Source organism: Sphingomonas sp. UBA978 (genome assembly GCF_002292295.1).
GTDB lineage: Bacteria > Pseudomonadota > Alphaproteobacteria > Sphingomonadales > Sphingomonadaceae > Sphingomonas.
On record NZ_DBBS01000019.1, the window covers coordinates 140562 to 165521 of the forward strand.

Annotated in this window: 27 protein-coding genes; 16 read left to right on the top strand and 11 right to left on the bottom strand. The window is 67.6% G+C overall.

Annotation, left to right across the window (positions count from 1 at the left end; genetic code table 11):
- Positions 1-101: 101 nt before the first annotated feature.
- Positions 102-3128, bottom strand: a complete 3027-nt coding sequence (locus tag B2515_RS12100; RefSeq protein ID WP_293876621.1) for a TonB-dependent receptor — start codon at positions 3126-3128, stop codon at positions 102-104.
- 351 nt (positions 3129-3479) lie between these two features.
- Here B2515_RS12100 and B2515_RS12105 point away from each other — a divergent pair, with 351 nt between their 5' ends.
- Positions 3480-4250 (top strand): enoyl-CoA hydratase/isomerase family protein, encoded by a 771-nt coding sequence (locus tag B2515_RS12105; RefSeq protein ID WP_293876623.1) that lies wholly within the window; start codon positions 3480-3482, stop codon positions 4248-4250.
- Between the two features lie 6 nt (positions 4251-4256).
- Here the strand turns inward: B2515_RS12105 and gorA are convergent, their stop codons facing one another.
- From gorA to pgi, 4 genes are read right to left on the bottom strand one after another with little or no spacing between them, the layout of a single operon-like run.
- Positions 4257-5603: a glutathione-disulfide reductase gene (gene gorA, locus B2515_RS12110; RefSeq protein ID WP_293876625.1), complete on the bottom strand. Its 1347-nt coding sequence runs from the start codon at positions 5601-5603 to the stop codon at positions 4257-4259.
- A 6-nt stretch (positions 5604-5609) separates the two neighbouring features.
- Positions 5610-6017 (bottom strand): type II toxin-antitoxin system VapC family toxin, encoded by a 408-nt coding sequence (vapC, locus tag B2515_RS12115; RefSeq protein ID WP_293876627.1) that lies wholly within the window; start codon positions 6015-6017, stop codon positions 5610-5612.
- Entirely contained in the window at positions 6014-6226 is a 213-nt protein-coding gene (locus B2515_RS12120; RefSeq protein ID WP_293876629.1) for a type II toxin-antitoxin system VapB family antitoxin, read from the bottom strand. Before B2515_RS12120 ends, vapC begins: the two co-directional genes overlap by 4 nt.
- 44 nt (positions 6227-6270) lie before the next feature.
- The gene (pgi, locus tag B2515_RS12125) at positions 6271-7761 is read right to left on the bottom strand and encodes a glucose-6-phosphate isomerase (RefSeq protein WP_293876631.1); all 1491 of its coding nucleotides are present in this window, start codon (positions 7759-7761) and stop codon (positions 6271-6273) included.
- Between the two features lie 128 nt (positions 7762-7889).
- Between pgi and lepB the strand changes: the two genes are divergently transcribed.
- The 3 genes from lepB to era all read left to right on the top strand — a co-directional run bounded on the left by lepB (position 7890) and on the right by era (position 10370).
- Entirely contained in the window at positions 7890-8732 is an 843-nt protein-coding gene (gene lepB, locus B2515_RS12130) for a signal peptidase I (protein WP_293876633.1), read from the top strand.
- Positions 8729-9397: a ribonuclease III gene (gene rnc, locus B2515_RS12135; RefSeq protein ID WP_414711392.1), complete on the top strand. Its 669-nt coding sequence runs from the start codon at positions 8729-8731 to the stop codon at positions 9395-9397. The genes lepB and rnc overlap by 4 nt, the downstream gene beginning before the upstream one ends.
- 73 nt (positions 9398-9470) lie before the next feature.
- On the top strand, positions 9471-10370 hold the full coding sequence (gene era, locus B2515_RS12140) for a GTPase Era (RefSeq protein WP_293876635.1): 900 nt from the start codon (positions 9471-9473) through the stop codon (positions 10368-10370).
- Here the strand turns inward: era and B2515_RS12145 are convergent, their stop codons facing one another.
- From B2515_RS12145 to B2515_RS12155, 3 genes are all read right to left on the bottom strand, one after another.
- On the bottom strand, positions 10371-10925 hold the full coding sequence (locus B2515_RS12145; protein WP_293876637.1) for a hypothetical protein: 555 nt from the start codon (positions 10923-10925) through the stop codon (positions 10371-10373).
- Between the two features lie 27 nt (positions 10926-10952).
- Positions 10953-11663: an NAD-dependent deacylase gene (locus B2515_RS12150; RefSeq protein ID WP_293876639.1), complete on the bottom strand. Its 711-nt coding sequence runs from the start codon at positions 11661-11663 to the stop codon at positions 10953-10955.
- A 269-nt stretch (positions 11664-11932) separates the two neighbouring features.
- The gene (locus B2515_RS12155) at positions 11933-12226 is read right to left on the bottom strand and encodes a hypothetical protein (protein WP_293876641.1); all 294 of its coding nucleotides are present in this window, start codon (positions 12224-12226) and stop codon (positions 11933-11935) included.
- Between B2515_RS12155 and B2515_RS17350 the strand changes: the two genes are divergently transcribed.
- From B2515_RS17350 to tatC, 11 genes are all read left to right on the top strand, one after another.
- Positions 12225-12383, top strand: coding sequence for a hypothetical protein (locus B2515_RS17350; protein WP_366001283.1), 159 nt, complete (start codon positions 12225-12227; stop codon positions 12381-12383). The two genes, B2515_RS12155 and B2515_RS17350, sit on opposite strands and share 2 nt — an antisense overlap.
- A 50-nt stretch (positions 12384-12433) precedes the next feature.
- On the top strand, positions 12434-13921 hold the full coding sequence (locus B2515_RS12160; RefSeq protein WP_293876642.1) for a DUF1800 domain-containing protein: 1488 nt from the start codon (positions 12434-12436) through the stop codon (positions 13919-13921).
- Between the two features lie 4 nt (positions 13922-13925).
- The gene (locus B2515_RS12165; protein ID WP_293876644.1) at positions 13926-15065 is read left to right on the top strand and encodes a DUF1501 domain-containing protein; all 1140 of its coding nucleotides are present in this window, start codon (positions 13926-13928) and stop codon (positions 15063-15065) included.
- Between the two features lie 121 nt (positions 15066-15186).
- Entirely contained in the window at positions 15187-16911 is a 1725-nt protein-coding gene (argS, locus tag B2515_RS12170; protein ID WP_293876646.1) for an arginine--tRNA ligase, read from the top strand.
- Positions 16911-17630: an SPOR domain-containing protein gene (locus tag B2515_RS12175; RefSeq protein ID WP_293876647.1), complete on the top strand. Its 720-nt coding sequence runs from the start codon at positions 16911-16913 to the stop codon at positions 17628-17630. The genes argS and B2515_RS12175 overlap by 1 nt, the downstream gene beginning before the upstream one ends.
- Before the next feature lie 121 nt (positions 17631-17751).
- Positions 17752-18753 (top strand): glycoside hydrolase family 3 N-terminal domain-containing protein, encoded by a 1002-nt coding sequence (locus B2515_RS12180; RefSeq protein ID WP_293876649.1) that lies wholly within the window; start codon positions 17752-17754, stop codon positions 18751-18753.
- 4 nt (positions 18754-18757) lie between these two features.
- A complete protein-coding gene (locus B2515_RS12185; protein WP_293876651.1) occupies positions 18758-19483 on the top strand; it encodes a segregation and condensation protein A in 726 nt (241 codons plus the stop codon).
- Entirely contained in the window at positions 19480-20070 is a 591-nt protein-coding gene (scpB, locus tag B2515_RS12190) for an SMC-Scp complex subunit ScpB (protein WP_293876653.1), read from the top strand. Before B2515_RS12185 ends, scpB begins: the two co-directional genes overlap by 4 nt.
- Before the next feature lie 27 nt (positions 20071-20097).
- The gene (locus tag B2515_RS12195; RefSeq protein ID WP_293876655.1) at positions 20098-20337 is read left to right on the top strand and encodes a twin-arginine translocase TatA/TatE family subunit; all 240 of its coding nucleotides are present in this window, start codon (positions 20098-20100) and stop codon (positions 20335-20337) included.
- 30 nt (positions 20338-20367) lie between these two features.
- On the top strand, positions 20368-20772 hold the full coding sequence (tatB, locus tag B2515_RS12200; RefSeq protein WP_293876657.1) for a Sec-independent protein translocase protein TatB: 405 nt from the start codon (positions 20368-20370) through the stop codon (positions 20770-20772).
- Complete coding sequence (gene tatC / locus B2515_RS12205; protein ID WP_293876659.1) at positions 20769-21554, top strand: twin-arginine translocase subunit TatC; 786 nt, start codon at positions 20769-20771, stop codon at positions 21552-21554. The genes tatB and tatC overlap by 4 nt, the downstream gene beginning before the upstream one ends.
- Positions 21555-21654: 100 nt before the next feature.
- Here tatC and B2515_RS12210 read toward each other — a convergent pair whose 3' ends face one another.
- From B2515_RS12210 to B2515_RS12220, 3 genes are all read right to left on the bottom strand, one after another.
- Positions 21655-21789, bottom strand: a complete 135-nt coding sequence (locus tag B2515_RS12210; RefSeq protein WP_293876661.1) for an entericidin A/B family lipoprotein — start codon at positions 21787-21789, stop codon at positions 21655-21657.
- A gap of 288 nt (positions 21790-22077) precedes the next feature.
- Complete coding sequence (locus B2515_RS12215) at positions 22078-23625, bottom strand: sensor histidine kinase (RefSeq protein WP_293876827.1); 1548 nt, start codon at positions 23623-23625, stop codon at positions 22078-22080.
- 53 nt (positions 23626-23678) lie between these two features.
- Complete coding sequence (locus B2515_RS12220; RefSeq protein ID WP_293876663.1) at positions 23679-23849, bottom strand: NepR family anti-sigma factor; 171 nt, start codon at positions 23847-23849, stop codon at positions 23679-23681.
- A gap of 243 nt (positions 23850-24092) precedes the next feature.
- Here B2515_RS12220 and B2515_RS12225 point away from each other — a divergent pair, with 243 nt between their 5' ends.
- Positions 24093-24902 carry a response regulator gene (locus B2515_RS12225; protein WP_293876665.1) on the top strand — a complete coding sequence of 270 codons (810 nt, stop codon included), beginning with the start codon at positions 24093-24095 and terminating at the stop codon, positions 24900-24902.
- Positions 24903-24960: the final 58 nt, after the last annotated feature.

The following is a 24960-nucleotide window of genomic DNA, read 5'->3' on the forward strand; positions in this document are numbered from 1 at the left end:
GAAGTACCCCCGAGACTCGATGCCCTTCGACAGGCTCAGGGCGAGCGGTGGTGCGTGTCCCCGGACACGGGCGGGCCCCACCGGACGCCGCCCGTGCCGCATCAGAAGCGGTAGCCCAGCCGGAACTGGATACGCCGCGGCAGCGTCAGCAGGCTCGATGCACTCGATGCGTCCGCCGGCTTCAGCGTGTCGGGCGGCGTCGCGCTCAGGTTGATACCCTCGTCGAAGCCGGTGAAGTTCTTGTTGTTGAAGGCGTTGAGCACGTCGACCGCGGCCTCGAGCTGGTCCTCGTTGCCGAACACGGCGAACCGTTTGGCCAGCGTCACATTGACTTCGCAAAAGGCGAACAGCCCCTTGATGCAATTCTTCTCCGGATAGCCGGTGGTGAAGACGCGCTGGCCCGGCGCAGTGCCGTTGGTGGTGTCGGTGATATTGTACGCCTGGCCGCTGCCGAGCGTCGTCAGCGTCGAGAACTGGAAACCGAGCGGCAGGTCGACGATGCCCGACAGGACGACGCGATGCCGCTCGTCGCCCACCGACGCGCGCCAGCCATAGTCGTCCGGCGTCACCTCATCGAGGCTGAACAGGTCGCCGCCGTTCTTCTCGCCCTTGCCGAGCGTGTAGGAGATGTTGACGCCCCAGCCCGATGCCTTCGAGTAGTTCTTGTCGAGCGTGACGTAGAGCGCCTTGTAGCGGGTATCGAGCCCGTCATAGCCGATCAGCACGTTCGAATAGCCCAGACCGCGGATGCGGGTCAGCGCCGTATTGTCGCAGCAGGTGCCCAGACCGGCATTGTTCCGCGTCGCGAACAGATAGGTATAGCCGTTGCGTCCGCGCTGGTACGATCCGCTGACCGAGGCCTGGAAGATGCCGATCTTCTGCCGGACGCCGAGCGAGAACTGGTCATTGACCGGCGGCTTCGCATTGTTCTGCGTTACCAGCAGCTCGGGCAGGCCGGTCTCCGGGTTGCTCGCGAGCAGCGACAGCAGGCCGTCGCGGGTAAGATAGCGGTTGTTCCACGCCGTGGTCGGCTGGCCGTTGCGCAGCGTGCCGTTGGGCGAGAAGCGGAACAGCCCGACCGGGTTGATCGTGCGGCTGAGTTCGTCGACGGTGTTGTTGAAGTTGTTTCGATCGTAATAGCGGCCCGCGCCGCCGAAGATCACCGTCCGCTGATCGTCGTTGATGTCGTAGGAGAAGCCGAAGCGCGGGGCGATCGCGCCCGCGAACGGCTTGCGGTTCGAGCCGGTCGAGATGTAGTTTTCGGGATTGAAATAGCTGGTCGTGGGCAGCGAGCGCAGCGCCGCCGCGGCGCCCGATGGCGTCACGAAATTGTTGTTCTTGGCGTTGGTCTCGTAATCCCAGCGGACGCCCAGATTGAGCTGCAGCTTGTCGGTGACGTCCCAGTCGTCCTGCGCATACAGGCCGACCTGCGTGTTCGCGCCGAAGATGCGGCCGTTGCCGAGGCCGAGGCGTGCCTCGGCGGGGAAGGCGAAGGTCAGATCGTCGGTCGGGTCGTTGGGCGTGTTGGCGTTGTCGGCGCGCTGGAAGGTGTAGCGCGGTTGCAGATAGGCGTTGTTGGTGAATTCGATGTCGGTGATCTCGACGCGCGCGCCGACTTTGAACGCATGGCCGTCGAAGCCGGTATAGGTCAAATCGTCACGGATCGTGTAGCTCTGCTGCACTTCGCGCCGGCTCGAATCCTTGCCGCCGAAGATGATGACGCCGGCATAGTCGAAGGTCGGCAGGTCGGGGTTGATCGACACCGGATTGAACGCATAGTTCAGATAATTGACGTTGAATTCGTTGACGAAGCTGCTGCCCGTATAGGTCCATTTGAACAGATAGGTGTCGACCGTATTGCGCTTGTTCTCGGCGTTCTCGTAGCTGACGGTGCCGCCGAAATTCTGGATGTCGGTTTCCGAACGGCGGCTGTACGACAGGTCGAACACCTGGTTCGAATCCGGCGTCAGCGTCAGCTTGCCGAAGTAGAAATCGCCGCGGAACGGGCTGACGAACGATCCCTCGAACTCGCTGAGGCGGCGGCCGGAAAAGCGCTCGAACTCGCTGATCGCAGTGGCATCGGCGGTGCGGCTCGGGTTGACGTTGAAGGCGCGATCCTGATCGTTGCCTTCATAGGTCGCGAAGAAGAACAATTTGTCCTTGATGATCGGACCGCCCAGAGCGGCGCCATATTGCTTGCGCTTGAACGCGGGTTTGCCGTTGCCGTCCTGCTTATCGAAATAGCCGATCTCGCTGAGCGAGCGGTCGGTATACTGGCCGAATACCTCGCCGTGGAATTCGTTGGTGCCCGATTTGGTCACCGAGGTGATGATCGCGGAGCCGGCCTGTTCGTATTCGGCCTTGTAATTCTGGGTCAGGACGCGGAATTCCTGCACCGCGAGCTGGCCGAACGGATTGCCGCGACTGTTCTGCTGGCCGGCGACGCCGCCTTCGCGCAGCTTGTTCTTGAGGCTGACTCCGTCGATGAACACGTTGACCTGGCTCGCGGTCGAGGCGCCGGCCTGGAAGCCCTTGTTGGTCTCGCTGTCGTTGTAGCGCACGCCCGGCGCGAGCGCGGCGAAGCTCAGGAAGTTGCGATCGGTCTGCGGCAGCGTGCGGATCTGCGCCTGGCTGACGTTGGTCGCGACCTCGCTGGTGCGCGTCTCGACCAGCCGGCTGCCGGTGACGACGATGTCGCCGCCCTCGTTGGTATTCGTGGAGCCGGCGAACGTCGTCGTCTCGGTGCCCGCTTCCGCCGTGCCGGCGGCTGGGGCCGCCGCGCCGAGCGTCGCGTCCAGAGAGGCGGACTGGCCGATGCCGATCGCGACGACGCGCTCGAACGTCGCGCCCTCCGCGCCGGTGATCGTGACGCGATATTCGCCCGGGCGCAGGCCGCGCAGCGAGTAATTGCCGCTGGCGTCGCTGGTCGCGCGGAACGTCTGGTTGGTACCGGTACTGACCGCGACGACGCTCGCGCCGCCGATCGGCGCGCCATCGGCCCCGCGAACCTGACCGCGCACGCTGGCGGTCGTCGTCTGCGCATAGGCGGGCGCGGTCAGCGCGACCCCGCCGAGAATGGTGGTGGTGGCCAGCGCGGCGCGGAGCGCCACGATCATGGTGGTCTTCATGTCTTTTCCCCTGCGCGGCGCCGCCATGGCCCGTGCTTCCTGATCTCACGCGCCCGGGGATGGTGCTGCGGCCGATCCTGTTCGGCCATGCGAAGGACAATGGTCTCGCCAGAGTCCTTCCGGCATCCTCCCCAAGGTGGAGCCATCGGCTCCGTCCCTGTCTCCTCGGGCGGTTCGCCGCCTCTCTGCTGTCGGGTTGGCTCCCTTAGAAGCGTGTCACCGGCAGTTCCATCGTAAAGCGGTGACGAACGTTACGGTTCCGAAGCGGATTGTTTCCATCCGTGTCTGTTGCAAATCTATCACGGGTCCCCGGGGCTGGCGCGAAGCGCCCGCGGCGGGCAGAACGTCGGCATGAGCCCTGTTTCCGTCGCGCAGGATGGCCATGTCGCCATCCTCACCTTCGCCCGCCCGCCGCATAATTTCGCCGATCTGGCGCTGATCGAGGCGATTGGGGCGGCCTTTGCCGCCTGCGATGCCGATCCGCAGGTGCGCGCGATCGTGCTCCAGTCGGACGGGCGGATCTTTTGTGCGGGCGCCGATCTCGCCCGCGACAATCCGGTCGCGGAGGATTTGCCGGCCGGCACGCGCAACCCCTTCTACGTCGCCGCGGCGCAGCTGTTCGCGGTGCAGACGCCGGTGGTCGCCGCGGTACAGGGATCGGCGGTGGGGGCAGGGCTGGGCCTGGCGCTGGTCGCGGACTTCCGCGTCGCCGCGCCCGAGGCGCGCTTCGTCGCCAATTTTGTCGCGCTCGGCTTCCATCCCGGTTTCGGCATATCGGCGGTGCTGGAACGCGTGATCGGCCGCCAGCGCGCGCTGCTGATGAATCTCACCTCCCGCCGCATCAAGGGGCAACAGGCGGCCGAATGGGGGCTGGTCGATGTGCTGGTGCCCGCCGACCGCCTGCGCGCCGAGGCACTGGCGCTGGCGCGGGAGATCGCGGCGGGCGCGCCTCTCGCGGTGGGCTCGACCCGCGCGACGATCCGCGGCAATCTGCTGGCGCTGGTCCAGCGCCAGACCGACCACGAACTCGCCGAACAGGCATGGCTGCAAAAGACCGCCGACTTCGCCGAGGGCGTGCGCGCGGTGAACGAGCGGCGACCGGGAAACTTCACCGGTCGCTGATCGCGGTCACTTCATCAGCACGAGCTCTTCCGCCATCGTCGGGTGCAGCGCGACCGTCTCGTCGAACTGCGCCTTGGTCAGCCCAGCCTTCACCGCGATCGCCGCGGCTTGCAGGATCTCCGGCACGTCCGGCCCGATCATGTGCAGCCCGACGATCCGCCCCGTCTCGCCATCGCACACCATCTTGTAAAGCGCTCGCTCGTTGCGGCCGGCCAGCACGTTCTTCATCGGCCGGAAATCGGACGAATAGACGCTGACCGACCCCAGCTTCTGCTTCGCCTCGCTCTCGGTCATGCCGACGCCAGCGAGCGGGGGATGGCTGAACACCGCGGACGGAATGTTGGTATAGTCGACCGTCGTCGGCTTGTTGCCATAGAAGGTGTCGGCGAACGCCTGGCCTTCGCGGATCGCGATCGGGGTCAGCTGGATGCGGTTGGTGACGTCGCCGATCGCGAAGATGCTCTCGACGTTCGACCGGTTGTGCGCGTCGACGACGATCGCGCCCTTCTCCAGCGCGACGCCCGCATCCTCCAGCCCCAGCTCTTCCGTGTTCGGCACGCGGCCGGTGGCGAACATGACCATGTCGACGGTGACCGGTTCGTGACCGGACATACGCACCGTCAGGCAGCCGTCCTCCTGTTTGTCGATCCCCTCAAAATTGGCGTCGAACTTGAACTCCAGCCCCTTCATCATGCTGATCTGGAGCAGCCGGTCGCGGATCGACAGGTCGTAGCCGCGCAGGATGTCCTGCGTCCGGTTCATGATGATGACGTGCGAGCCCAATTGGTGGAAGATGCCGGCGAATTCGTTGGCGATATAGCCGGCCCCGGCGATCAGCACCCGTTTCGGCAAGGCATCCAGATGAAACGCCTCGTTGCTGGTGATGCCGTGTTCGGCACCCGGACATTCCGGCACCGCGGGCCGCGCGCCGACCGCGATCAGGATGCGTTCCGCGGTCTTTTCCGTCCCGTCGGCGAGGCGGACGCTGTGCGGCCCGGTGACGACCGCACGGCTGTGAATGATCTCGACCCCGTGGTTCTCCAGCGTCTGGGTATAGGCGCCGTTGATCCGGTCGACCTCTTCCAGCACATTGTCGCGCAGCGTCTTCCAGTCGAAGTCGCACTGGTCGGGCACCTGCCAGCCGAAGCGCTTGGCGTCCTTCAGGTCCTCGGCGAAATGCGCGCCGTAGATGAGCAGCTTCTTGGGCACGCAGCCGCGGATGACGCAGGTGCCGCCGACGCGATATTCCTCGGCGACGGCGACCCTCGCGCCATGCGCGGCGGCGACGCGGCTCGCCCGTGTCCCGCCCGACCCCGCACCGATGACGAAGAGGTCGTAGTCATAGTCGGCCATGGTATCTTACTCCGGGTCCGCGAGCGCCGACCGGAGGCCGAGATGCTGGACGAAAGGGTCGAAATCGCGATCGCTGTATAACAGCGGAAGGCGGTCAAGGATGCAGCGCGTGGCGATCAGCGTGTCGATCGTCTTGCGGATCGTGATGCCGAGCCCGCGCAGGCAGCGATAATGCCGCGCGGCCTGCACGGCGACGCGATGGTCGCTTATCTGGACCGTGGCGAACTCGGAAAGACGCGCATGCGCGGCGCGATAGGTGCGTTCGTCTCGCGTCCCCTGCAACACCTCGACCAGCATCAGATCGCCGACACCGATGTCCTGCCCGGCGATGATGAGCGCTTCCAATGCTTGCGTCTGCAGATTGCGCCGGCGCGCCAGTTTGTCGATCCAGATACTGCTGTCGACGAGGATCATTTCTCGGCCGGCAGATATTTGCTGGTCCTCATATCATCTAGATCACCGTCCCAGCCCAAACCTTCGAGTCCGCGCAGGGCCGCCAGCTGCCGGCGCGCCTTGATCGTTCGCCGCAGCGACTCAATCACCGTGTCGCGCTTGGTCGTGGTACCGAGCGCTTCCATCGCCTCCGCCATCAGGTTTTCATCGATCTCGATATTGGTCCGCATGTGTATGGCTCCGCAGAGCCATACACATAGCGATCCCGCTGCGATCAATCCAGACCGGCGCGGCGGATCAGGTCTTCGGTCGAGGGGTCGAACGACTGGCCGCCCTGGTCGGCCGCCTTTGCCATTTCCTTGCCCAGCTCGACGCCGAACTGGTCGAAAGAATTGATGCCGAGCAGCACCCCGTTCACGAATACGCGATGTTCGTAGAAGGCGATCAGCGCCCCCAGCGTGCGCGCGTCGAGCACGTCGAGCAGCAGCGTCGACGACGGCCGGTCGCCGCTGTACGAACGCGCGGGGTCCTCGGCCTGCTTGCCCTTCATCAGCGCCGCACCCTGCGCGAAGGCGTTGAGCAGCAGGTCGCGGTGATGGTCCGGCGCCAGCGTGTCGCCCGCCTCGATCACCGCGATGAACTCGACCGGCACGAGGTGCGTGCCCTGATGCAGCAGCTGGAACACCGCATGCTGCGCATCGGTGCCGACCCCGCCCCAGGTGATCGCCGCGGTCGGGCGGCCGACCGGCGAGCCGTCGGTCTTCACGCCCTTGCCGTTCGATTCCATCTCCAGCTGCTGGAGGTAGCTCGGCAGCAGCCGCAGCCGCTCGTCATAGGCGAAGGGCGCGCGCGTCTCGGCATGGCGCACCTGCGTGTAGTAAAGGTCGGCGAACGCGGCGAGCGCGGGTGCGTTCTCGTGCAGCGCGGTCAGGCGGAAATGGCGGTCCATCTCGGCCGCGCCCTCCAGCAGTTCCTCGAACGCGCCCCAGCCGAGCCCGATCGCCGCCGGAAAGCCGATGGAGGACCACAGCGAATAGCGCCCGCCGACCCCTTCGCTGAACGGCAGGATGCGGGTTTCGTCGACGCCCCATTCCATCGCCTTGTCGGGCGCGGCGGTCAGCGCGATGACCTTCCCGTACGGGTCCTCGACGCCATGCTCCTTCATCCACTGCAACGCGGATTCGGCGTTGAGCATCGTTTCCTTGGTGGTGAAGGTCTTGGAGGCCAGCACCAGCAGCGTCGCCGCCGGATCGAAATCCTTGATCGCATCCTCCAGCGCGACGCCGTCGACGTTGGACACGATCGCGACGTCGTAGCGCGAATCCTCGCGGCCCAGCGCGTCGACCAGCAGGTGCGGCCCGAGCGCCGAACCGCCGATGCCGATGTGCAGCACGTGGCGGATGTCGCCCAGCGCGCCGCCCTCGATCGCGTCGATCAGTGAGCGCATCCGCTCGTGGAACTTGCGCGCGCGCGCGACGCTGTCGGGATTGCCCTCGTAGCGTTCCGCGGTATGCTCGACCGGGCGATCCTCGGTGACGTTGACATGCTCGCCGCCGAACATCGCGTCGCGCTTACCGGCAAGGTCCTGCGCCTGTGCCAGCGCGACGAACGCCTCGACCGCGTCCTTGGTCAGATGCGTCTTCGACCAGTCGAAATGGATGCCCGCCACGTCGAGGCTGAACCGCTGCAGGCGGCTATCGTCCTGGTCGAACAGGTCGACCAGTCTGGGGGAGGGCAGGGCTTCGATTGCGGTCCAGTCGCTCATGGTATCCGTCCTTTGGGGAGGCTGATCGTGACAGTCCCGTATCGATCCATCCGCATCGGGCCAAGCCCCCACGATGGCGACGGGAACGACTACTCAGGACGCGCGGGGAGCGCTAAGGCTCCCCGTCTATGGCAATCTCTCCTGCGAAACCGAAACAGCCGCGTTCGGAGCTCAACGAAACGGTCCGCTTCCTGCTGAAGCTGGCGCTCGCGGTGCTGATCCTGCGCAGCTTCCTGTTCGCGCCTTTCTCGATCCCCTCGGAATCGATGCTGCCGCGGCTGCTGATCGGCGACTATCTGTTCGTCACCAAATGGAATTACGGCTATTCGCGCTGGTCGCTGCCCTATGGCGTACCGCCGATCCCAGGCCGTATCTTCGGGCGTGATCCAACCCGCGGCGACGTCGTCGTGTTCCGCTCGCCCGATCCGGCACCGGGCGATACCGACCCCGCGCACGCCGACCATGACGTCATCAAGCGGGTCATCGGCCTGCCCGGCGATACCATTCAGGTTCGTCGCGGGCAGGTGATCCTGAACGGCAAGGCGATCCCGAAACAGCGCGTCGCCGATTTCGTGCTGCCGCTCACCGCCAATTTCGACGCACAGAAATGCGGCGCGACCTTCCAGGATGTCGACGCCGCCGGCGTGCCGGTCTGCCGCTATCCGCGCTTCCGCGAGACGCTGCCGAACGGCAAGAGCTACATGGTCCTCGACCAGGCGGACATCCCGCAGGCGGACGACACCGGCCTCTACACCGTGCCCGCGGGCAACGTCTTCCTGATGGGCGACAATCGCGACGACAGCGCCGACAGCCGTTTCCCGGCACCGATCGGCATGGGCTATATCCCGATGGAGCGGATCGAAGGCAAGGCGGTCGTCACCTTCTTCTCCACCGACGGCAATGCGTCGTGGATCAATCCGGTCAGCTGGTTCTCCGCCGCGCGCTGGAGCCGCGTAGGAGAGGGCTTCTGAACACCGACCTGTCCGGCTGGCTCGCAGCGACCTTTGGCCGCAAGCCCGCCGATGCCAAGCCCTACGAACGCGCGCTGACTCATGGCAGCCAGGCCGCCGAGAATTACGAGCGGCTCGAATTCCTCGGTGACCGCGTGCTCGGCCTCGTCATGGCGGAATGGCTGTGGGAGCTGTTCCCCGACGAACCCGAAGGGCAATTGTCGAAGCGGCTCAACGCGCTGGTCACCGGCGCGGTCTGCGCCGACGTCGCGCGCGAACTCGGCGTGCGCGCGCATCTGCGTCTCGGCAAGCAGGCGCGCGACGACGGCGCGCATGAAAGCGACAATATCCTCGGCGACGTGATGGAGGCGCTGATCGGCGCCTGGTATCGCGAAACCGGGCTCGACGGCGCGCGCCAGTTCGTCCGCACCGCCTGGGGCGCCCGCGTCCAGAGCGGCCACAAGCCGCCGCAGCATCCCAAGTCGGCGTTGCAGGAATGGGCCGCCGCGGCGGGGCGTCGCACGCCGGAATATGTGGTGATCGACCGCTCCGGCCCGCACCACGCCCCCCGCTTCACGGTCCAGGTCAGGATCGGCACCTATGCCGACGCCACCGCCGCGGGCGCGAACAAGCAGGAGGCGGAAACCGCCGCGGCGAAGGCTCTGCTGGCGAAGCTGACGGGATGAGCCACCGTGCACTCCGCGCCAGCGTGCGGTGTGCGCCTTGCCCTGCCGCGGCATGACCGCCAAGGAAGAGATCATGACCCAGACCCAACATTGCGGCCTCGTCGCCGTCGTCGGCGCCCCCAATGCCGGCAAGTCCACCCTCGTCAATGCGCTCGTCGGCCAGAAGGTCGCGATCGTCAGCCCCAAGGCGCAGACGACGCGCACCAAGCTGCTCGGCGTCGCGATTCAGGACGATGCGCAGATCCTGCTCGTCGACACCCCCGGCATCTTCGAACCGCAACGCCGGCTCGACCGCGCGATGGTGTCCGCCGCGTGGAGCGGCACCGAGGGCGCGGACATGATCGCGCTGGTCGTTGATGGCAAGGGCGGGATCGGGTCGAAGGTCATCGCGATCGCAGAGGCGCTCAAGGATCGCCCCGAACCCAAGATCCTGATCCTCAACAAGGTCGACGTCGCCGACAAGCCGAAGCTGCTGCTCCACGCGGAAAAGCTCAACGCGCTGATGCATTTCGCCGACACCTGGTTCGTCAGTGCGCAGACCGGCGACGGGCTGGCCGAGCTGAAGTCGGCGCTCGCCGCCGCCATGCCGGCGGGTCCGTGGCACTATCCCGAAGATCAGGTGTCGGACGCCACCGAGCGCGCGCTCGCCAGCGAGGTGACCCGCGAACAGCTCTACCTCCAGCTCCACGCCGAGCTACCCTATGCCAGCACCGTCGAGACCGAGAAATACAGCGAGCGCGAGGACGGCTCGGTCGAGATCCACCAGCAGATCCTGGTCGAACGCCCGACCCAGCGCGCGATCGTGCTCGGCAAGGGCGGCAGCCGCATCAAGGAAATTGGCGCGCGGGCGCGGACCGAACTCGCCGGCATCATGGACCGGCCGGTCCACCTCTACCTGCACGTCAAGGTCAAGCCCGGCTGGGACGAGGACCGCGACGTCTACAAGGACCTGGGACTCGACTGGGTCGATTAATCAGGCTGGCACAATCTTCTCACGCAAGGCTCGTTCCGCAGAGTATGCGGTCTCTGCATATGCGCGCGCTTGTTCCTCGGTAACGGCGCTTTCACCGAGGCGGCGGATGCTGTTGCGAGCTTGTTGGGAAGATCGGATCGCACCAAACAATCCGCCGTCGATTACCCTTTTCTTCAGCAATAGTTCGATGTTGTCGCGAACATAGCGCTGATCGTTCCAACCATCGTGTTGGGATGCCAGTTCTGCCAGAGCCGTCGACATGCCAGAATAAGACTTCATGACAATCTCGTATGGGGTAAGCTGCTCGTCGTCGTATTCATCGTGCGTCGGTTGTGCATAGTCTGGTGTTTCGAGCTCGACGTCCGTCGAGGCAATGGCTTGTTGCGCTTGCTGTATCTCCCGCGAGATAGTAAAGTCGCCGTAACGGAATGATCCGCCTGGCGGAATTATCTTGGTGACAATGCCACTCTTAATTTCCTTAAGCAGCACAATCATGATTATCAGTGCGGTGATTGGCCACGCCAGTTGCCCTGCAAGTTGAAGGTATGGTGTCACGATTCCTCCGATCAGGACACCGTAAGATTAGTGAGGTAAGATAGTCAACGCGTGGTCGATCCATTCCGGCACTAACTTCGCCGCCGGTCCTAGCCGCGTCTCCGCGAAGAAACCGCTGCCGGCCGATCGTTCGAGATTGAGCTCGAGCGTTGCCGCACCATAAGCGTCGGCGAGCTGCACGAAACCGGCCGCGGGATAGACCGCGCCGGACGTGCCGATCGACACGAACAGGTCGGCCCCGGCCAGCGCGGCCTCGATCCGCTCCATGTGATAGGGCATCTCGCCGAAGAAGACGATGTCCGGCCGCAACGCCGCCGCCCCGCATGCCGGGCAGACGGAGCCGACCGGCAGCGGATCGCGCCACGTACGCTGCTCCCCGCAGCCAGCGCACAGCGCCGACTGCAACTCGCCGTGCATATGCAGCATCCGCCGCGTACCGGCGCGCTCGTGCAGGTCGTCGACGTTCTGCGTCACGATCAGCAGGTCGCCGGCCCATTCCCGATCCAGCCGCGCCAGCGCGACATGCGCCGCATTGGGCGCGACCCCGGCGAGCGCCGCCCGGCGCACATCGTAGAAGCGGTGCACCAGCGCAGGATCGGCGGCCAGCGCCTCGGGCGTGCACACGTCCTCGACGCGATGGCCTTCCCACAATCCGCCCGGCCCACGAAAGGTGGCGATGCCCGACTCGGCGGAGATGCCCGCACCGGTCAGGACGACGATGTTTCTGATGTCACGCATCTTATAACGATACGCGGCAGGGACGCCGTCTGGAAGCTGGTAGGTCTTGCCTGGGTCGGGGCGGCGCAAGCAGGACAGGCTTCGAGCCCGGTCGGCGTCAGGATCGTCTCTCCGAATGAGGAAGAGCAGATCGCGCTCGAGGCGTGAGCGCTATCGCAATGTCGCGCTAGCGGATAGGCTGCTCACGCCTGAGGATGCGCCATGACATTCCGGATTCGGCCGCTCTTACGAGCAGCCGAACGGCCGGAAGTGGGTCGTGTCGGCCGCGCTCAGCGCAGCGCGAGTTGCGTCCCGCGCACCGCGCCCTTGGCGTCGGCGGTGCGGAAGGACACCGGCACGCCACCGGCGGTCCCGGTCACGCGGTTGCCGCGAACGACGAGGCGGAACGGCGCGCCCGACGGATAGCGACGGCCGCTGATGACCTGACGGTCGTTGGCGACCGAGGTCGTGTAGACATAGGTCTGTCCCTCGTGCTGGAACGACCGTTCGCCCTCGCGGGCCATACCGATGGTCGAGGTGAGGGTGGCCGCAACGGTGGCCAGAATAGCAATGGTCTTGCGCATGATCGTCTCCCGCAATTGTGTGCGTCGAGCCAGATCAGGTCCTTCCCAACTTTCGAGTGCAGCGGATATTGCAGTGCAGCAAGGCGATCAAATGCAAAGCGATCGGCCTGCGCGTGCATTTATCGCAATCGTACGTCGCGTCGCGGCGCTGGCATAGTTCTGCGACATTTCGGGCGCAGGGCATGTTCCGGGGGCGAGGAGCATGATGTGTCTGACGCTGCCATCGCTTTGCAACGATTCGGTCTCGGTGCCCGACCGGATCAGCCGCTCGCGGACGATCCGCGCGGCTGGCTGACCGCGCAGATCGCACGCTATCGCCCGGCGCCGCCGCCGGTCGCCGCGGCCCCGACCAGCGCGGCGGTGGCGACCGATCTCGTCGCCTATCAGGCCGAACAGCGCACGATCCGCCAGACGACGGGGGCGCCCGCGCCTCTGCCCGCCGTGGCGCCGGAGCCGATGATGGCGGGGCAGGCGATGCAGCCCGCGGTGGCGCCCGCGGTCCCGCCGGCGCGCGACGCCCGGATGGCGGCGCGACAGGCGGCGCGGCGCGTCGCGCAGGACCGCTACGTCGCGCTCGTCGGCGCGCGCACCGCCGCGGCGGTCGCCACCGACACGCCGTTCGCCGAGCGGCTCGTCCATTTCTGGTCAAACCATTTCGCCGTCTCCGCCGACAAACTGGAGCTGGTCGGCCTCGCCGGCACGCTGGAGATGGAGGCGATCCGCCCGCATGTGATGGGCCGCTTCGCCGACATGCTGTTCGCGGTCGAGCGGCATCCGGCGATGTTGCTCTACCTCGACCAGGCGGTGTCGGTCGGTCCCGACAGCCCGCTCGGCGCGCGCATCGCCGGGCGCGGCCGGCGCAAGGTCGGGCTCAACGAGAATCTGGCGCGCGAGATCATGGAGCTGCACACGCTCGGCGTGCGCACCGGCTATACCCAGGCCGACGTCACCGAATTCGCCCGCGCGATGACGGGCTGGACGGTCGGCGGCATCGGCGGCGGTCCCGGCGCGCGCCTTGCCGGAGAGGCGACGCCGGGCAGCTTCGTCTTCGCCGCGCCGATCCATCAGCCGGGCGCTCGCACGATCATCGGCCGGACATATCCCGAGGGCGGCGAGGCGCAGGCGCAGGCGGTGCTCGCCGATCTCGCGGTGCATCCCGCCACCGCGCGCCATGTCGCGACCAAGCTCGCCTGCCATTTCGCCGGCGACACGCCGCCGCCGGCGATGGTCGCACGGCTGGAGCGGGCGTTCCTGTCGTCGGGCGGCGACCTGCCGACGGTCTATCGCGCGCTGATCGCCTCGCCCGAGGCATGGACGCCGGCGCCCGCCAAGTTCCGCACGCCGTGGGAATGGACGATCGCGACCTATCGCGCGCTCGGGCTGGCGGAGGTGCGGCCGCAGACGGTGCTGGGCCTGCTCAACCAGCTCGGCCAGCCGGTGTGGAAGCCGGGGCAGCCGATCGGCTATGACGACACCGCGCCGTCATGGGCCGGACCCGATGCGATCATGCGCCGGGTCGAGGCGGCGGAGCGCTTCGCCGCGCGATCGGGCGCGAGCGTCGACGCCCGCGCGCTCGCCCCCCGGCTGTTCCCCGCCGCGGTGTCGCCCGCGACGACGCAGGCGCTCGCGCGTGCCGAAAGCCCGGGCCAGGCGCTCGCGCTGCTGCTGGTATCCCCCGAAATGATGCGGAGATAATCCCATGGACCGTCGTGCCTTCATCGCCGCCGGCCTGCTCGGCAGCTTCGCGCCCCGGATCGCCTTCGCCAGGGCAGCGACCGCGAAGCGCTTCGTCTTCGTCATCCAGCGCGGCGCCGCCGACGGGCTCGGCACGATCGGGGCGATCGGCGACCCCGCCTTCGTCGGCGCGCGCGGCGACCTCGCGGCGGACCTGACCGCGGGAACGAAGCTCGACGCGATGTTCGCGCTGCACCCGGCGATGGCCAATGCCGCCGGCCTGTACGGCAAGGGGCAGGCGCTGTTCGCGCATGCGATCGCCTCGCCCTATCGCGACCGGTCGCATTTCGACGGGCAGAACGTGCTCGAGACGGGCGGGACGGGCGCGTATCAGCTCAAGGACGGCTGGCTGAACCGGCTGCTCGGCGTTGTCCCGACCGACGATGCGCGCGCGATCGCCATCGCCGCGACCGTACCGATGGCATTGCGCGGGCGACGCGAGGTGGCGAGCTATGCGCCCTCGTCGCTGCCTGACGCCTCCGACGACCTGCTCGCGCGGGTGACGCAGCTGTATCAGGGCGATGCACAATTGCATGCCCTGTGGGGCGAGGCGCTGGCGACGCGGCAGCTGACCGGCGACCTGGCGCAGGACAATGGCCGCAACGCCGCCGCCACGGGTGCGCTGGCGGCGCGGCTGCTTGCCCCCGCCAACGGGGCGCGGATCGCGATGATCGAGACCGGCGGCTGGGACACGCATGCCGGCCAGCGCGGGCGGCTCGCGGCGCAGCTGAAGGGGCTCGATGCGATGATCGGCGCGCTGCAGGCGGGGCTCGGCCCGGTGTGGGACGATACATTGGTGCTGGTCGCGACCGAATTCGGCCGCACCGTCGCGGTCAACGGCACCGGCGGCACCGATCACGGCACCGGCACCGCGGCGATGCTGTTCGGCGGCACGGTCAAGGGCGGGCGCGTCGTTGCCGACTGGCCCGGCCTTGCCGCCGCCAGCCTGTACGAGGCGCGCGACCTCAGGCCGACGATGCAGCTCGACGCGTTCATCGGCGGCGCGGTGGCGGACCATTTCGCGGTCGACCCCGCCCGGGCGATGGCGGCGCTGTTCCCCGCCAGCGCGCGAACCGCGGCGACCGGGGGATTGTTGCGCAGCTGATTTGAATCCGCCCCCGTTGTGGGTAGAGCTCGGCCGCTGGACCGCGATCTCTGAGCGGCTATAGATTTGAACCCGCCTCCGTTGTGGGGTAGAGCGCGGCGCTTTTGCCGAACGGACGCTCATGACGCTTTACACCCGCTTCGCCGCGCATGTCGCGACGGCTCTCGACACGCTGACCGCCGCCGGCACGCTGCCGGACGGCCTCGATCGCAGGAACGTGACGGTCGAGCCGCCGCGCGACGTCACCCATGGCGACCTCGCGACCAACGCCGCGATGGTGCTCGCCAAGCCCGCCGGCATGAACCCGCGTGCGCTGGGCGAGGCGCTCGCGGCCGAACTCGGCAAGCTGGACGACGTCGCGACGGCGAGTGTCGCCGGCCCGGGCTTCATCAACCTGACGCTGACCGATGCCGCGTGGCGCGACGAACTGACGCAGATCGACGCCGCCGGCGACGATTACGGCCGCTCGACGCTGGGGCAGGGGGTGACCGTCAACGTCGAATATGTCTCGGCCAACCCGACCGGGCCGATGCACATGGGCCATTGCCGCGGCGCGGTGGTCGGTGATGCGCTCGCCAGCCTGCTCGAATTCGCGGGGCATACGGTCATCCGCGAATATTACGTCAACGACGCCGGCGGGCAGGTCGACGTGCTCGCCCGCTCCGCGCACCTGCGCTACCGCGAGGCGCTGGGCGAGACGATCGCGATCCCCGAGGGGCTGTATCCCGGCGACTATCTCGTCGGCATCGGGCAGGAACTCGCCGCAGACTATGGCGACCGCTACGTCGCGGCGCCCGAGGACGAATGGCTCGCGCTGTTCCGCACCCGCGCGGTCGCGGCGATGCTGGTGATGATAAAGGACGACCTCGCGCTGCTCGGCATCCACCACGACCTGTTCTCGTCGGAGGCGGAGCTGCAGGCGGCGGGCAAGCCGGAGGCGGCGGAGGCGGAATTGCGCGCGCGCGGCCTCGTCTACGATGGCGTACTTGAGGCGCCCAAGGGCGAGACTCCCGACGATTGGGAGCCGGTCGAGCTGCCGCTGTTCCGCTCGTCGCAGTTCGGCGACGACCAGGACCGGCCGATCAAGAAGTCGAACGGGCAATGGACCTATTTCGGCGCCGACCTCGCCTATCATTTCCAGAAGAGCCAGTCGGCCGACCAGCTGATCGACATCTGGGGCGCCGACCATGCCGGCACCGTCAAGCGCATCGTCGCGGCGGTCGCGGCGCTGACCGGCGGCAAGACCCGCTTCGACGTCAAGCTCGTGCAGATGGTGCGGCTGCTGCGCGGCGGCGAGCCGGTGAAGATGTCGAAGCGCGCGGGCAACTTCGTGACGCTCGCCGACGTGGTGCGCGAGGTCGGCAAGGACGTGGTGCGCTTCACCATGCTGACGCGGCGCTCGGACGCGCAGATGGACTTCGACTTCGCCAAGGTGGTGGAGGCGTCGAAGGACAATCCGGTCTTCTACGTCCAGTATGCGCATGCGCGGATCGCCTCGCTGCACCGCCGCGCGGGCGAGGCGGGGATCGCCGCGGGGGCGGCCGACCTGTCCCGGCTTGACACGGAGGAGCTGGCGCTGGTGAAGCTCGCCGCGCAATTCCCGCGTGTCGTGGAAACCGCTGCGACGGCCCGCGAGCCGCATAGAATTGCGTTCTATCTCTATGACTTGGCTGCCGGTTTCCATGCCCTGTGGAACGTCGGCAACGACCGCCCCGACCGCCGCTTCCTGGTGGTCGAGGATCATGATGCGACGCGTGCACGTCTGTTCTTGGCGACGGCGGTCGCACAGATTATCCGTAACGGGCTGAGCATCATGGGTGTGGTCGCGGTTTCGGAGATGAAGTGATGGCGGACGACATGGACCTGCGCGAGGAGGACCGGCTGCCGTGGCTCGAAACCGTCGAGCCCGACGAGGATCGCGGCGCGCCGATCGGCAAGGTGATCGCGCTGGTCGTGCTCGGCCTCGCCGTGCTCGCGGCGATCATCTACGGCATCTACGCGCTGCAGGCGCGGCAGGCCGCGGACGGCCAGTTGATCGCGGCGCAGGCGGGCGACTATAAGGTCAAGCCCGACGATCCCGGCGGCCTGAAGGTCAAGGGCGAGGGCGATGCCGCGATCGCGACCAGCGACGGCAAGGCGGGCAACGGCTCGATCGACCTCAATGCGGTGCCGGAAAAGCCGGTCGAGGGCCGCCGCGTCGCGCCGAGCGCGAAGCCGGCCGCGACCGGCGGCAGCAACGCCGTCGCGCAGGTGCCGGCATCGGGCGGGCGCCTCGTCGCCGCGGAGCCGGTGACGGTGCAGCGCAACGCGACGGCGAATGCGGCGGGCAGCGGATCGCTGGTCCAGCTCGGCGCCTATCCGACGCAGGCGGCGGCGGACACGGCATGGAACGGCTTTTCGAAGCGGTTCAGCTATCTCGCCCCGCTCGGCAAGTCGGTCCAGTCGGTCGCCACCGGCGGCCGCACATTGTACCGGCTGCGCGTGAACGCGGGCAGCGCCAACCAGGCCGCCGACATCTGCGGCCGCCTGCGCGTCGCGGGCGAAAGCTGCTTCGTCGCGAGCTAGGCCGTCCATCCGAGTACGGGTGGCGGGCATTGTCCAGCCGCCCGTGCCGGGGAGGAATGGAGCGTCGCTTGCGGCAAGCCCGACCTAGCGTCGCCCCCGGCAACCAGCTAACCACGCGGCCATGAAGCCCGTCATCTTCGGCATCGCCGGCCTCGCGCTCACTCCCGACGAGCGCGCCTTCTTCGCCGCGGCGGAGCCCGCCGGCTACATCCTGTTCAAACGCAACATCGAGACCCGCGCCCAGGTCAGGGCGCTGACCGATTCCCTGCGCGACCTGACGGGGCGGGCCGACCTGCCGATCCTGATCGATCAGGAGGGCGGGCGCGTCGCGCGGATGGGGCCGCCGGAATGGCCGGCCTTTCCCGGCGGACCGGCGTTCGATGCGCTCTACCAAAAGGCGCCGATGTCGGCGATCCAGGCGATGCGCGCCAACGGGCAGGCGCTCGGCCTGATGCTGTCCGAGGTCGGCATCACAGTCGATTGCGCGCCGATCATCGACGTCGCGCAGCCCGATACGACCGAGGCGATCAGCTGCCGCACCTATGGCAGCGAGCCGATGCAGGTCGCCGCGCTGGGCCGGGCGATGCTCGACGGGCTGGCGGTGGGCGGCGTCGTCGGCGTGGTCAAGCATATGCCCGGCCACGGCCGTGCACGCGTCGACAGCCATCACCTGCTGCCCACCGTCACCGCCGACGCCGCCGCGCTGGAGGTCGACCTCGAACCCTTCCGCACGCTCGCCCACGCGCCGATGGGGATGACCTCGCACATCGTCTTCGAGGCGTGGGACCGCGAGCGCCCGGCGACGCTGTCGCCGGTCGTCATCGACCGGGTGATCCGCGGTGCGATCGGTTTCGACGGGCTGCTGATGACCGACGACATCGATATGAAGGCGCTGTCCGGCACTGCCGGCGACAAGGCGGCGGGCGCGATCGCCGCGGGCTGCGACCTCGTGCTCGATTGCTGGGCGCGGATGGACGAGATGGTGGCGATCGCCGACCGGCTCGGCCCGATCGGCGAGGCCGCGCGCGCGCGGCTCGATCGCGCGATGGCGAGCGTCGGCGCGCCGACGGGCGATGTCGCCGAACTGATCGCCCGCCGCGACGCCTTCCTCGCGCTCGCCTGATGGGATGAGCGCGCCCGAACAGCTGACGCTCGATCTGGACGGCTGGGAAGGGCCGCTCGACCTGCTGCTGACGCTGGCGCGGTCGCAGAAGGTCGACCTGCGCCACATCTCGATCCTCGCTCTGGTCGAGCAATATCTGCGCTACATCCACCAGCGCCAGACGGTGCAGCTGGAGGTCGCCGCCGATTATCTGGTGATGGCGGCGTGGCTCGCCTATCTCAAATCGGCGCTGCTGCTGCCGCGCGATCCCGGCGTCGAACCCGACCCCGAGGAGCTGGCGCTGCGGCTGCAGATCCGGCTGGAACGGCTGAATGCGATGCGCGAGGCGGGCGCACGGCTGATGGCGCGCGACCGGCTGGGCCGCGACGTCTTCGCCCGGCGCGCGCCCGAAGGGCTGCGGGTGGTGCGGCGCGCCCGCTGGCAGGCCGACATCTACGAAATGATCGCCGCTTATGGCCGGGTCAGCGCGCGCACCCGGCCGGTGATGCACGTCGTCGCCGACCGCGAAGTCATGACGCTGGAGGCGGCGCTGGAGCGCGTGTCGCGGCTGGTCGGCAGCCGCATCGACTGGGCGACGCTGGACAGCTTCCTTCCCAATGGATCGGGACGGCTGCGCACCTCGGCGCTCGCCTCGTCCTTCCTCGCCGCGCTGGAACTCGCCAAGCAGGGCAAGGTCGAGCTGCGCCAGCATGCGCCCTTCGCCCCGCTCTACCTGCGGGCGATCGGATGAGCCCGCCCGACGCCGACGTGCGCGCGGTCGAGGCGCTGCTGTTCGCCGCGCCCGAGCCGATGAGCGTGGACTCGATCCGCGCCTATGTCGGCGACATCGATGTGCGCGCCGCGCTCGCCCGGTTGGAACGGGATTACGCCGGCCGCGGCATCGCGCTCGTCCGCCGCGGCGAGCGCTGGCATTTCCAGACCGCGCCCGACCTCGCGCATTTGCTGCGCCGCGAATCCGACGAGCCGCGCCGGCTCAGCCGGGCGGGGATCGAGACGCTGGCGATCATCGCCTATCATGAACCCGTCACCCGCGCGGAGATCGAGGCGATCCGCGGGGTGCAGACCGCCAGGGGCACGCTCGACGTGCTGATGGAGGCGGGCTGGGTGCGCCCGGCGGGGCGGCGCGAGGTGCCGGGACGCCCGCTGATGTTCGCGACGACGCCGGGCTTTCTTGCGCATTTCGGGCTGGCCAGCCGCCGCGATCTGCCGGGCGTCGACGACCTCAGGGCGGCGGGACTGCTCGATCCCGTCGACGTTGCACTGGAAGGTGCGCTGGACGCCGCTTTGGAGGTGGAAAAGGCCAGCGATAGCGACTAGATGGAACGGCATTCTAGGAGATATGCCATGGGCAGCTTCAGCCCGATCCATCTGCTCGTTCTCGCCGTCGTTGCGATCCTGCTGCTCGGTGGTGGTCGATTCTCCAGCCTGATGGGCGACGTCGCCAAGGGCGTGAAGAATTTCAAGAAGGGCATGGCCGAACAGGACGACGACGTCCCCGCCAAGCCCGCGCCCCGTATCGAGGCGAAGAAGGCGGCCGAGCCCGCGTTCGACCGCGACGGCGAGCGCGTCCGCGACGACCGCTAAGCCAGACCCGATACAGAGCTATAGCGCCCGATGTTCGGCGTCGATTCGTCCGAATTCCTGCTGATCGCCATCGTGGCGCTCGTGGTGATCGGACCCAAGGACCTGCCCAAGGCGATGCGGGTTGTCGGCTACTGGGTCGGCAAGGCGCGTGGCGTCAGCCGCTCGTTCCGCCAGGGATTCGACAATATGGTTCGCGAGGCCGAGCTGGAGGAGATGGAGAAGCGCTGGGCGGCGGAGAATGCGCGGATCATGGCGGAACATCCCGCCTCGTCCGATGCCGAATCGCTCGCCGCCGCCGAGCCGGTCGCCGACCAGCCGGAGCGCGCACCTGAGCCCGAGCCTGAACTCCATGCGCCGGTGATGGTCGAAAAGCCGGTCGTGGCGCCCGCACCCGAACACCAGCCGGCCCCGCGCCCTGATAGCACCCCGTCATGAGCGAACCCGAGATCGAAAACGAGATCGACGCCAGCCGCGCGCCGTTGCTCGATCACCTGATCGAGCTGCGCCGGCGCCTGCTTTATTGCATGGCCGCGCTGGTGGTGGCGTTCGGCGTCAGCTATTTCTTCGCCGAGGACATCTTCGCCTTCCTCGTCCAGCCGTTGCTGTCGGCGGGACAGAAGACGGTGATCTACACCCAGATCTTCGAGGCCTTCTTCGTCAAGGTGAAGGTCGCGTTCTTCGCGGCGATGATGATCTCCTTCCCGGTGATCGCCAACCAGTTGTGGCAGTTCATCGCGCCCGGCCTGTACCGCAAGGAAAAGCGCGCGCTGCTGCCGTTCCTGCTGGCGACGCCGGTGCTGTTCATCGGCGGCGCGGCCCTGGCCTATTATATGGCGATCCCGATGGCGCTGCATTTCCTGCTGAGCTTCCAGGGCAATGTCGGCGGCGTCCAGCAGGAGGCCCTGCCGGCGATCGGCAACTACCTCTCCTTCGTCATGCAGTTCCTGTTCGCCTTCGGCCTCGCCTTCCTGCTGCCGGTGCTGCTCATGCTGCTGGAGCGGGCGGGGATCGTGACGCGTCAGCAGCTGATCGCGGCGCGGCGCTATGCGATCGTCGGCGCGACCGCGATCGCGGCGGTGCTGACGCCGCCCGACCTGATGAGCCAGGTGCTGCTCGCGGTGCCGCTGATCCTGCTCTACGAGGTGGCGATCATCGGCATCTGGTTCACCGAGCGCAAGCGGCAGAAGGACGCCGGCACCGACATCGTCGAGGCGTGACGCGCGGACCGTCGGCAGACGGCGGACGACGGCGCACGCCATGAAAAAAGCCCCCGCTCTTGCGAGCGAGGGCTTTCCAGCCGGGTGAGGCGAAACGCGCTTACTTGGCGTCGTCGGCGGTCTTGGCGACGGTGCTGCCGGCGGAGCTCACGTCCTTGCCGACGCCTTCGACCGTGTTGCAAGCGCTGACCATGAGCGCGCCGGCGACGACGACCAATCCGAGAACCTTACGCATAGAACCTCCTGATGCATGAATGCCGGGGATGAAATGTTCGGCACGGCCATTCGTTCCGGCTGCGCAACCCATCGATCAGGCCGGACCGGCAGTTCGCCGACGTCATGCGATATCGCTGAAACGTAGAAGGCCCGAAAGCATCACCGGGGGGGGGAGGGTGGATGCTTTCGGGCCTATGTCGTGGATCGCGAGAGCGGGGGGGCATAAGGTCGCGATCCGTATTGCATAACCCCGACCCGGCGACCCGGTTCCGCCTGTTCCGCACTTTTTGCGAATCTTTTTAGGCCGTCAGTCGCGGCCCAATATCGCGATCGCGATCTCATAGGCGCCGGTCATCGGATCATGGTGCAGCGGCGCCCGCAGCTGGCGCGACAGCCCCTCGATCACGCGGCCGTAGCGGGTCGACAGCAGCGTCTCGAGCGTCTCGCTCTCGACGAAGGCGCGCGACACGACGCGCAGCTTGGCCTTCTTGTCGTCGTCGCCCGGCTTGACCGCGACGCGGATCTGCGCGGCGGGATCGCAGCTCATCGCCAGTTCGATCGTCTCGGTGACGAGGAAGGCGACCGCGACCGCGACGTCCTGGCTGACCAGATAGGGATCGATGTCGAGCGCGATCGACGGGCTGGTCGCGCCTTCGGGGGCCGTGGCGCGGATGTTGGACGACAGTTCGCCGATCACCGAACGCAGGTTGAGGCCGCGATTGTCCTCCATCTCCGCAAAGTGGTTGCGGTGGACGACCGCCAGCGCGTCCACCCGGCGCTGGATCGAGGCATAGGCCGCGGTGGCGTCCGGGCTGGGCGCGCCGCGCGCGTGGAAGTTGATGAGGCTGGAGATGACCTGCAGGTTGTTCTTGACGCGATGGTGGACCTCGCGCGTCAGCTTGGTCTGTCGGACGACCGCCTCGGCGAGGCCGGCCTCGTGCAGCGCGACGGTACGGCTGATCGCGCGGAAGGTGTCGCCGAGTTCGCGGATCTCCTGCGCGGGAAGCGGGCCGAGCTTGCCGGGATCGATCACTTCGCCCGGCGTATAGGCGGCGACGCTGGCGCGCAGCAGGCGCAGCGGGCGGATCAGCAGCCGGTCGACGATGAACCACGACAGCCCCGCCGCCGCCGCCCACATCAGCAGCGGCAGCAGCAGCGCGACGAGGAAGGACGAGGTGATCGGCGCGCTGCGGATGCTGGTGCGCAGCGCCAGTCCGCCGAGGCCGAGATCGGTCTCGACCGTCTCGACGCGATCCAGCCGGCCGAGATCGGGGATGGTGGCGAGTTGTAACGCCTCGTCGTCGTGGATCAGCGCGCTCGCCAGCGGCATCGCCCGGCTCGCCGGCGCCGCGAGGCGGGCGAGGAAAGCCTGTGGGAAAAAGACACGCGCGCTCGGGCCGCGGCGGGGACCGGCGACGGAGAGGATCAGTCCCTTATCGGGCAGCACCGTCGCACCGACCGCGGTGCCGGCATCGAGTGGCACGGTGGCGTCGAGCGGTTCGCCGCAGAGCAGGCGCCCGTTGCGATCGACAATCGAGAAACGCGTGCCGGTGGTCGCCTGCTGCGCGAAGACGCCCTGCGCACGGGCGCAGCTGGGCGCGTCGGCGGCATCGACCTGCAGCGCGTTCACCGCGACGCGGAGCGCGGTCATGTCGCCGATCAGCTCGATCGCGATGCTGCGCGCGCTTTCGTTGGCGGCGATCCGCAGCCGCGCGCGTGCCTCGGCATCGGCGGTGCGGCCGGTCTGCAGCGTCGCGCCGATCGCGATCAGCGCGAGCAGCAGCAACGCAATGCTCAATGTGATGAACAGCTTGGCCCCGGTCGGTAGGCGCGACAGCGCCGACACGGGGACCATGGCCGCGCGTCGGGTGGAGGAGGCGGCGTCGAAGGTGGAGGCCATGCCCCCTGCTAGGCGAGCTTGTTCAGCAGGTCGAGCATTTCATCGGGAACGCTCTCGTCGACCGTCCGCTGATAGGCGGAGCGCAGGGCCGCGCCCATGTCGCGATCCTTGCTCTGAACCTTGGCAGGAGACTTCTTGGAAGACGTTTTCGTGACCTTGTCGCTGGGCAATTCCAACATGTCCCCCTGGTGGCCCGGCGGTCCGGGCATCGACGCAAACGCAACTTGGGGCCGCTTTCGACGAAGCGGTTTACCCAATCAATGGCCGATGAAACCAAATTCGCGTTCGTTGGTTCCATCGACGCGCGAAAATTCCGCATGTCCGAGGGGGCGGGTGGGTTCTTCGACAAACATCGTTGCAAAGCCGCGGACGCAAGCACAGATCAGGCGTCCGCTCAGAATCTCAGGGAGTGATTACCACCCATGTCGCTTGGACAGCAACTCGCACCGCATCTTCCCTTCCTGCGGCGCTACGGCCGGGCCCTGACCGGCAGCCAGCACCAGGGCGACAAATATGTCCGCGCCACGCTGGAAGCGATCGTCGCGGCGCCCGACCAGTTCCCGCGCGACGTAGATCCGCGGTTGGGCCTGTACCGCATGTTCCAGGGCATCTGGGCATCGGCGAACGTCGACGGCGAGGAACAGACGTCGCCGAACGACGCGGAAGGCACCGAGGCGGTGGCCCGTGCGCGTCTCGCCCGGATGACGCCGCTGTCGCGCCAAGCGCTGCTGCTGACCGCGATGGAAGGGTTCACGCCCGAGGACGCGGCCTATCTGATCGAGGTCGACACCAGCGAGGTCGAGAGCTTGGTTGCCGAGGCGCTGGCCGAGATCGAGAAGCAGACGCGCGCCCGCGTGCTCATCATCGAGGACGAGCCGATCATCGCGATGGATATCGAGACGATCGTCCGCGACCTCGGTCATGAGGTGACCGGCGTCGCCGTGACCCGCGACGAGGCGGTGGCACTGGCGATGGAGGATCGTCCTGGTCTGGTGCTCGCCGACATCCAGTTGGCAGACGACAGCTCGGGCATCGACGCGGTCAAGGACATCCTTGCCGAATTCGAGGTGCCGGTGATCTTCATCACCGCGTTCCCCGAGCGCCTGCTGACCGGCGAGCGGCCCGAGCCGACCTTCCTCATCACCAAGCCGTTCCAGCGGTCGACGGTGAAGGCGGCGATCAGCCAGGCGTTGTTCTTCGACGAGGCGACGATCCCGGCGGCGATGGCCTGACCAGGTAGTTGATCGGTGGCGTGATCGGGGGCCCGGCAGGGTGCCCGATCACCGCCCG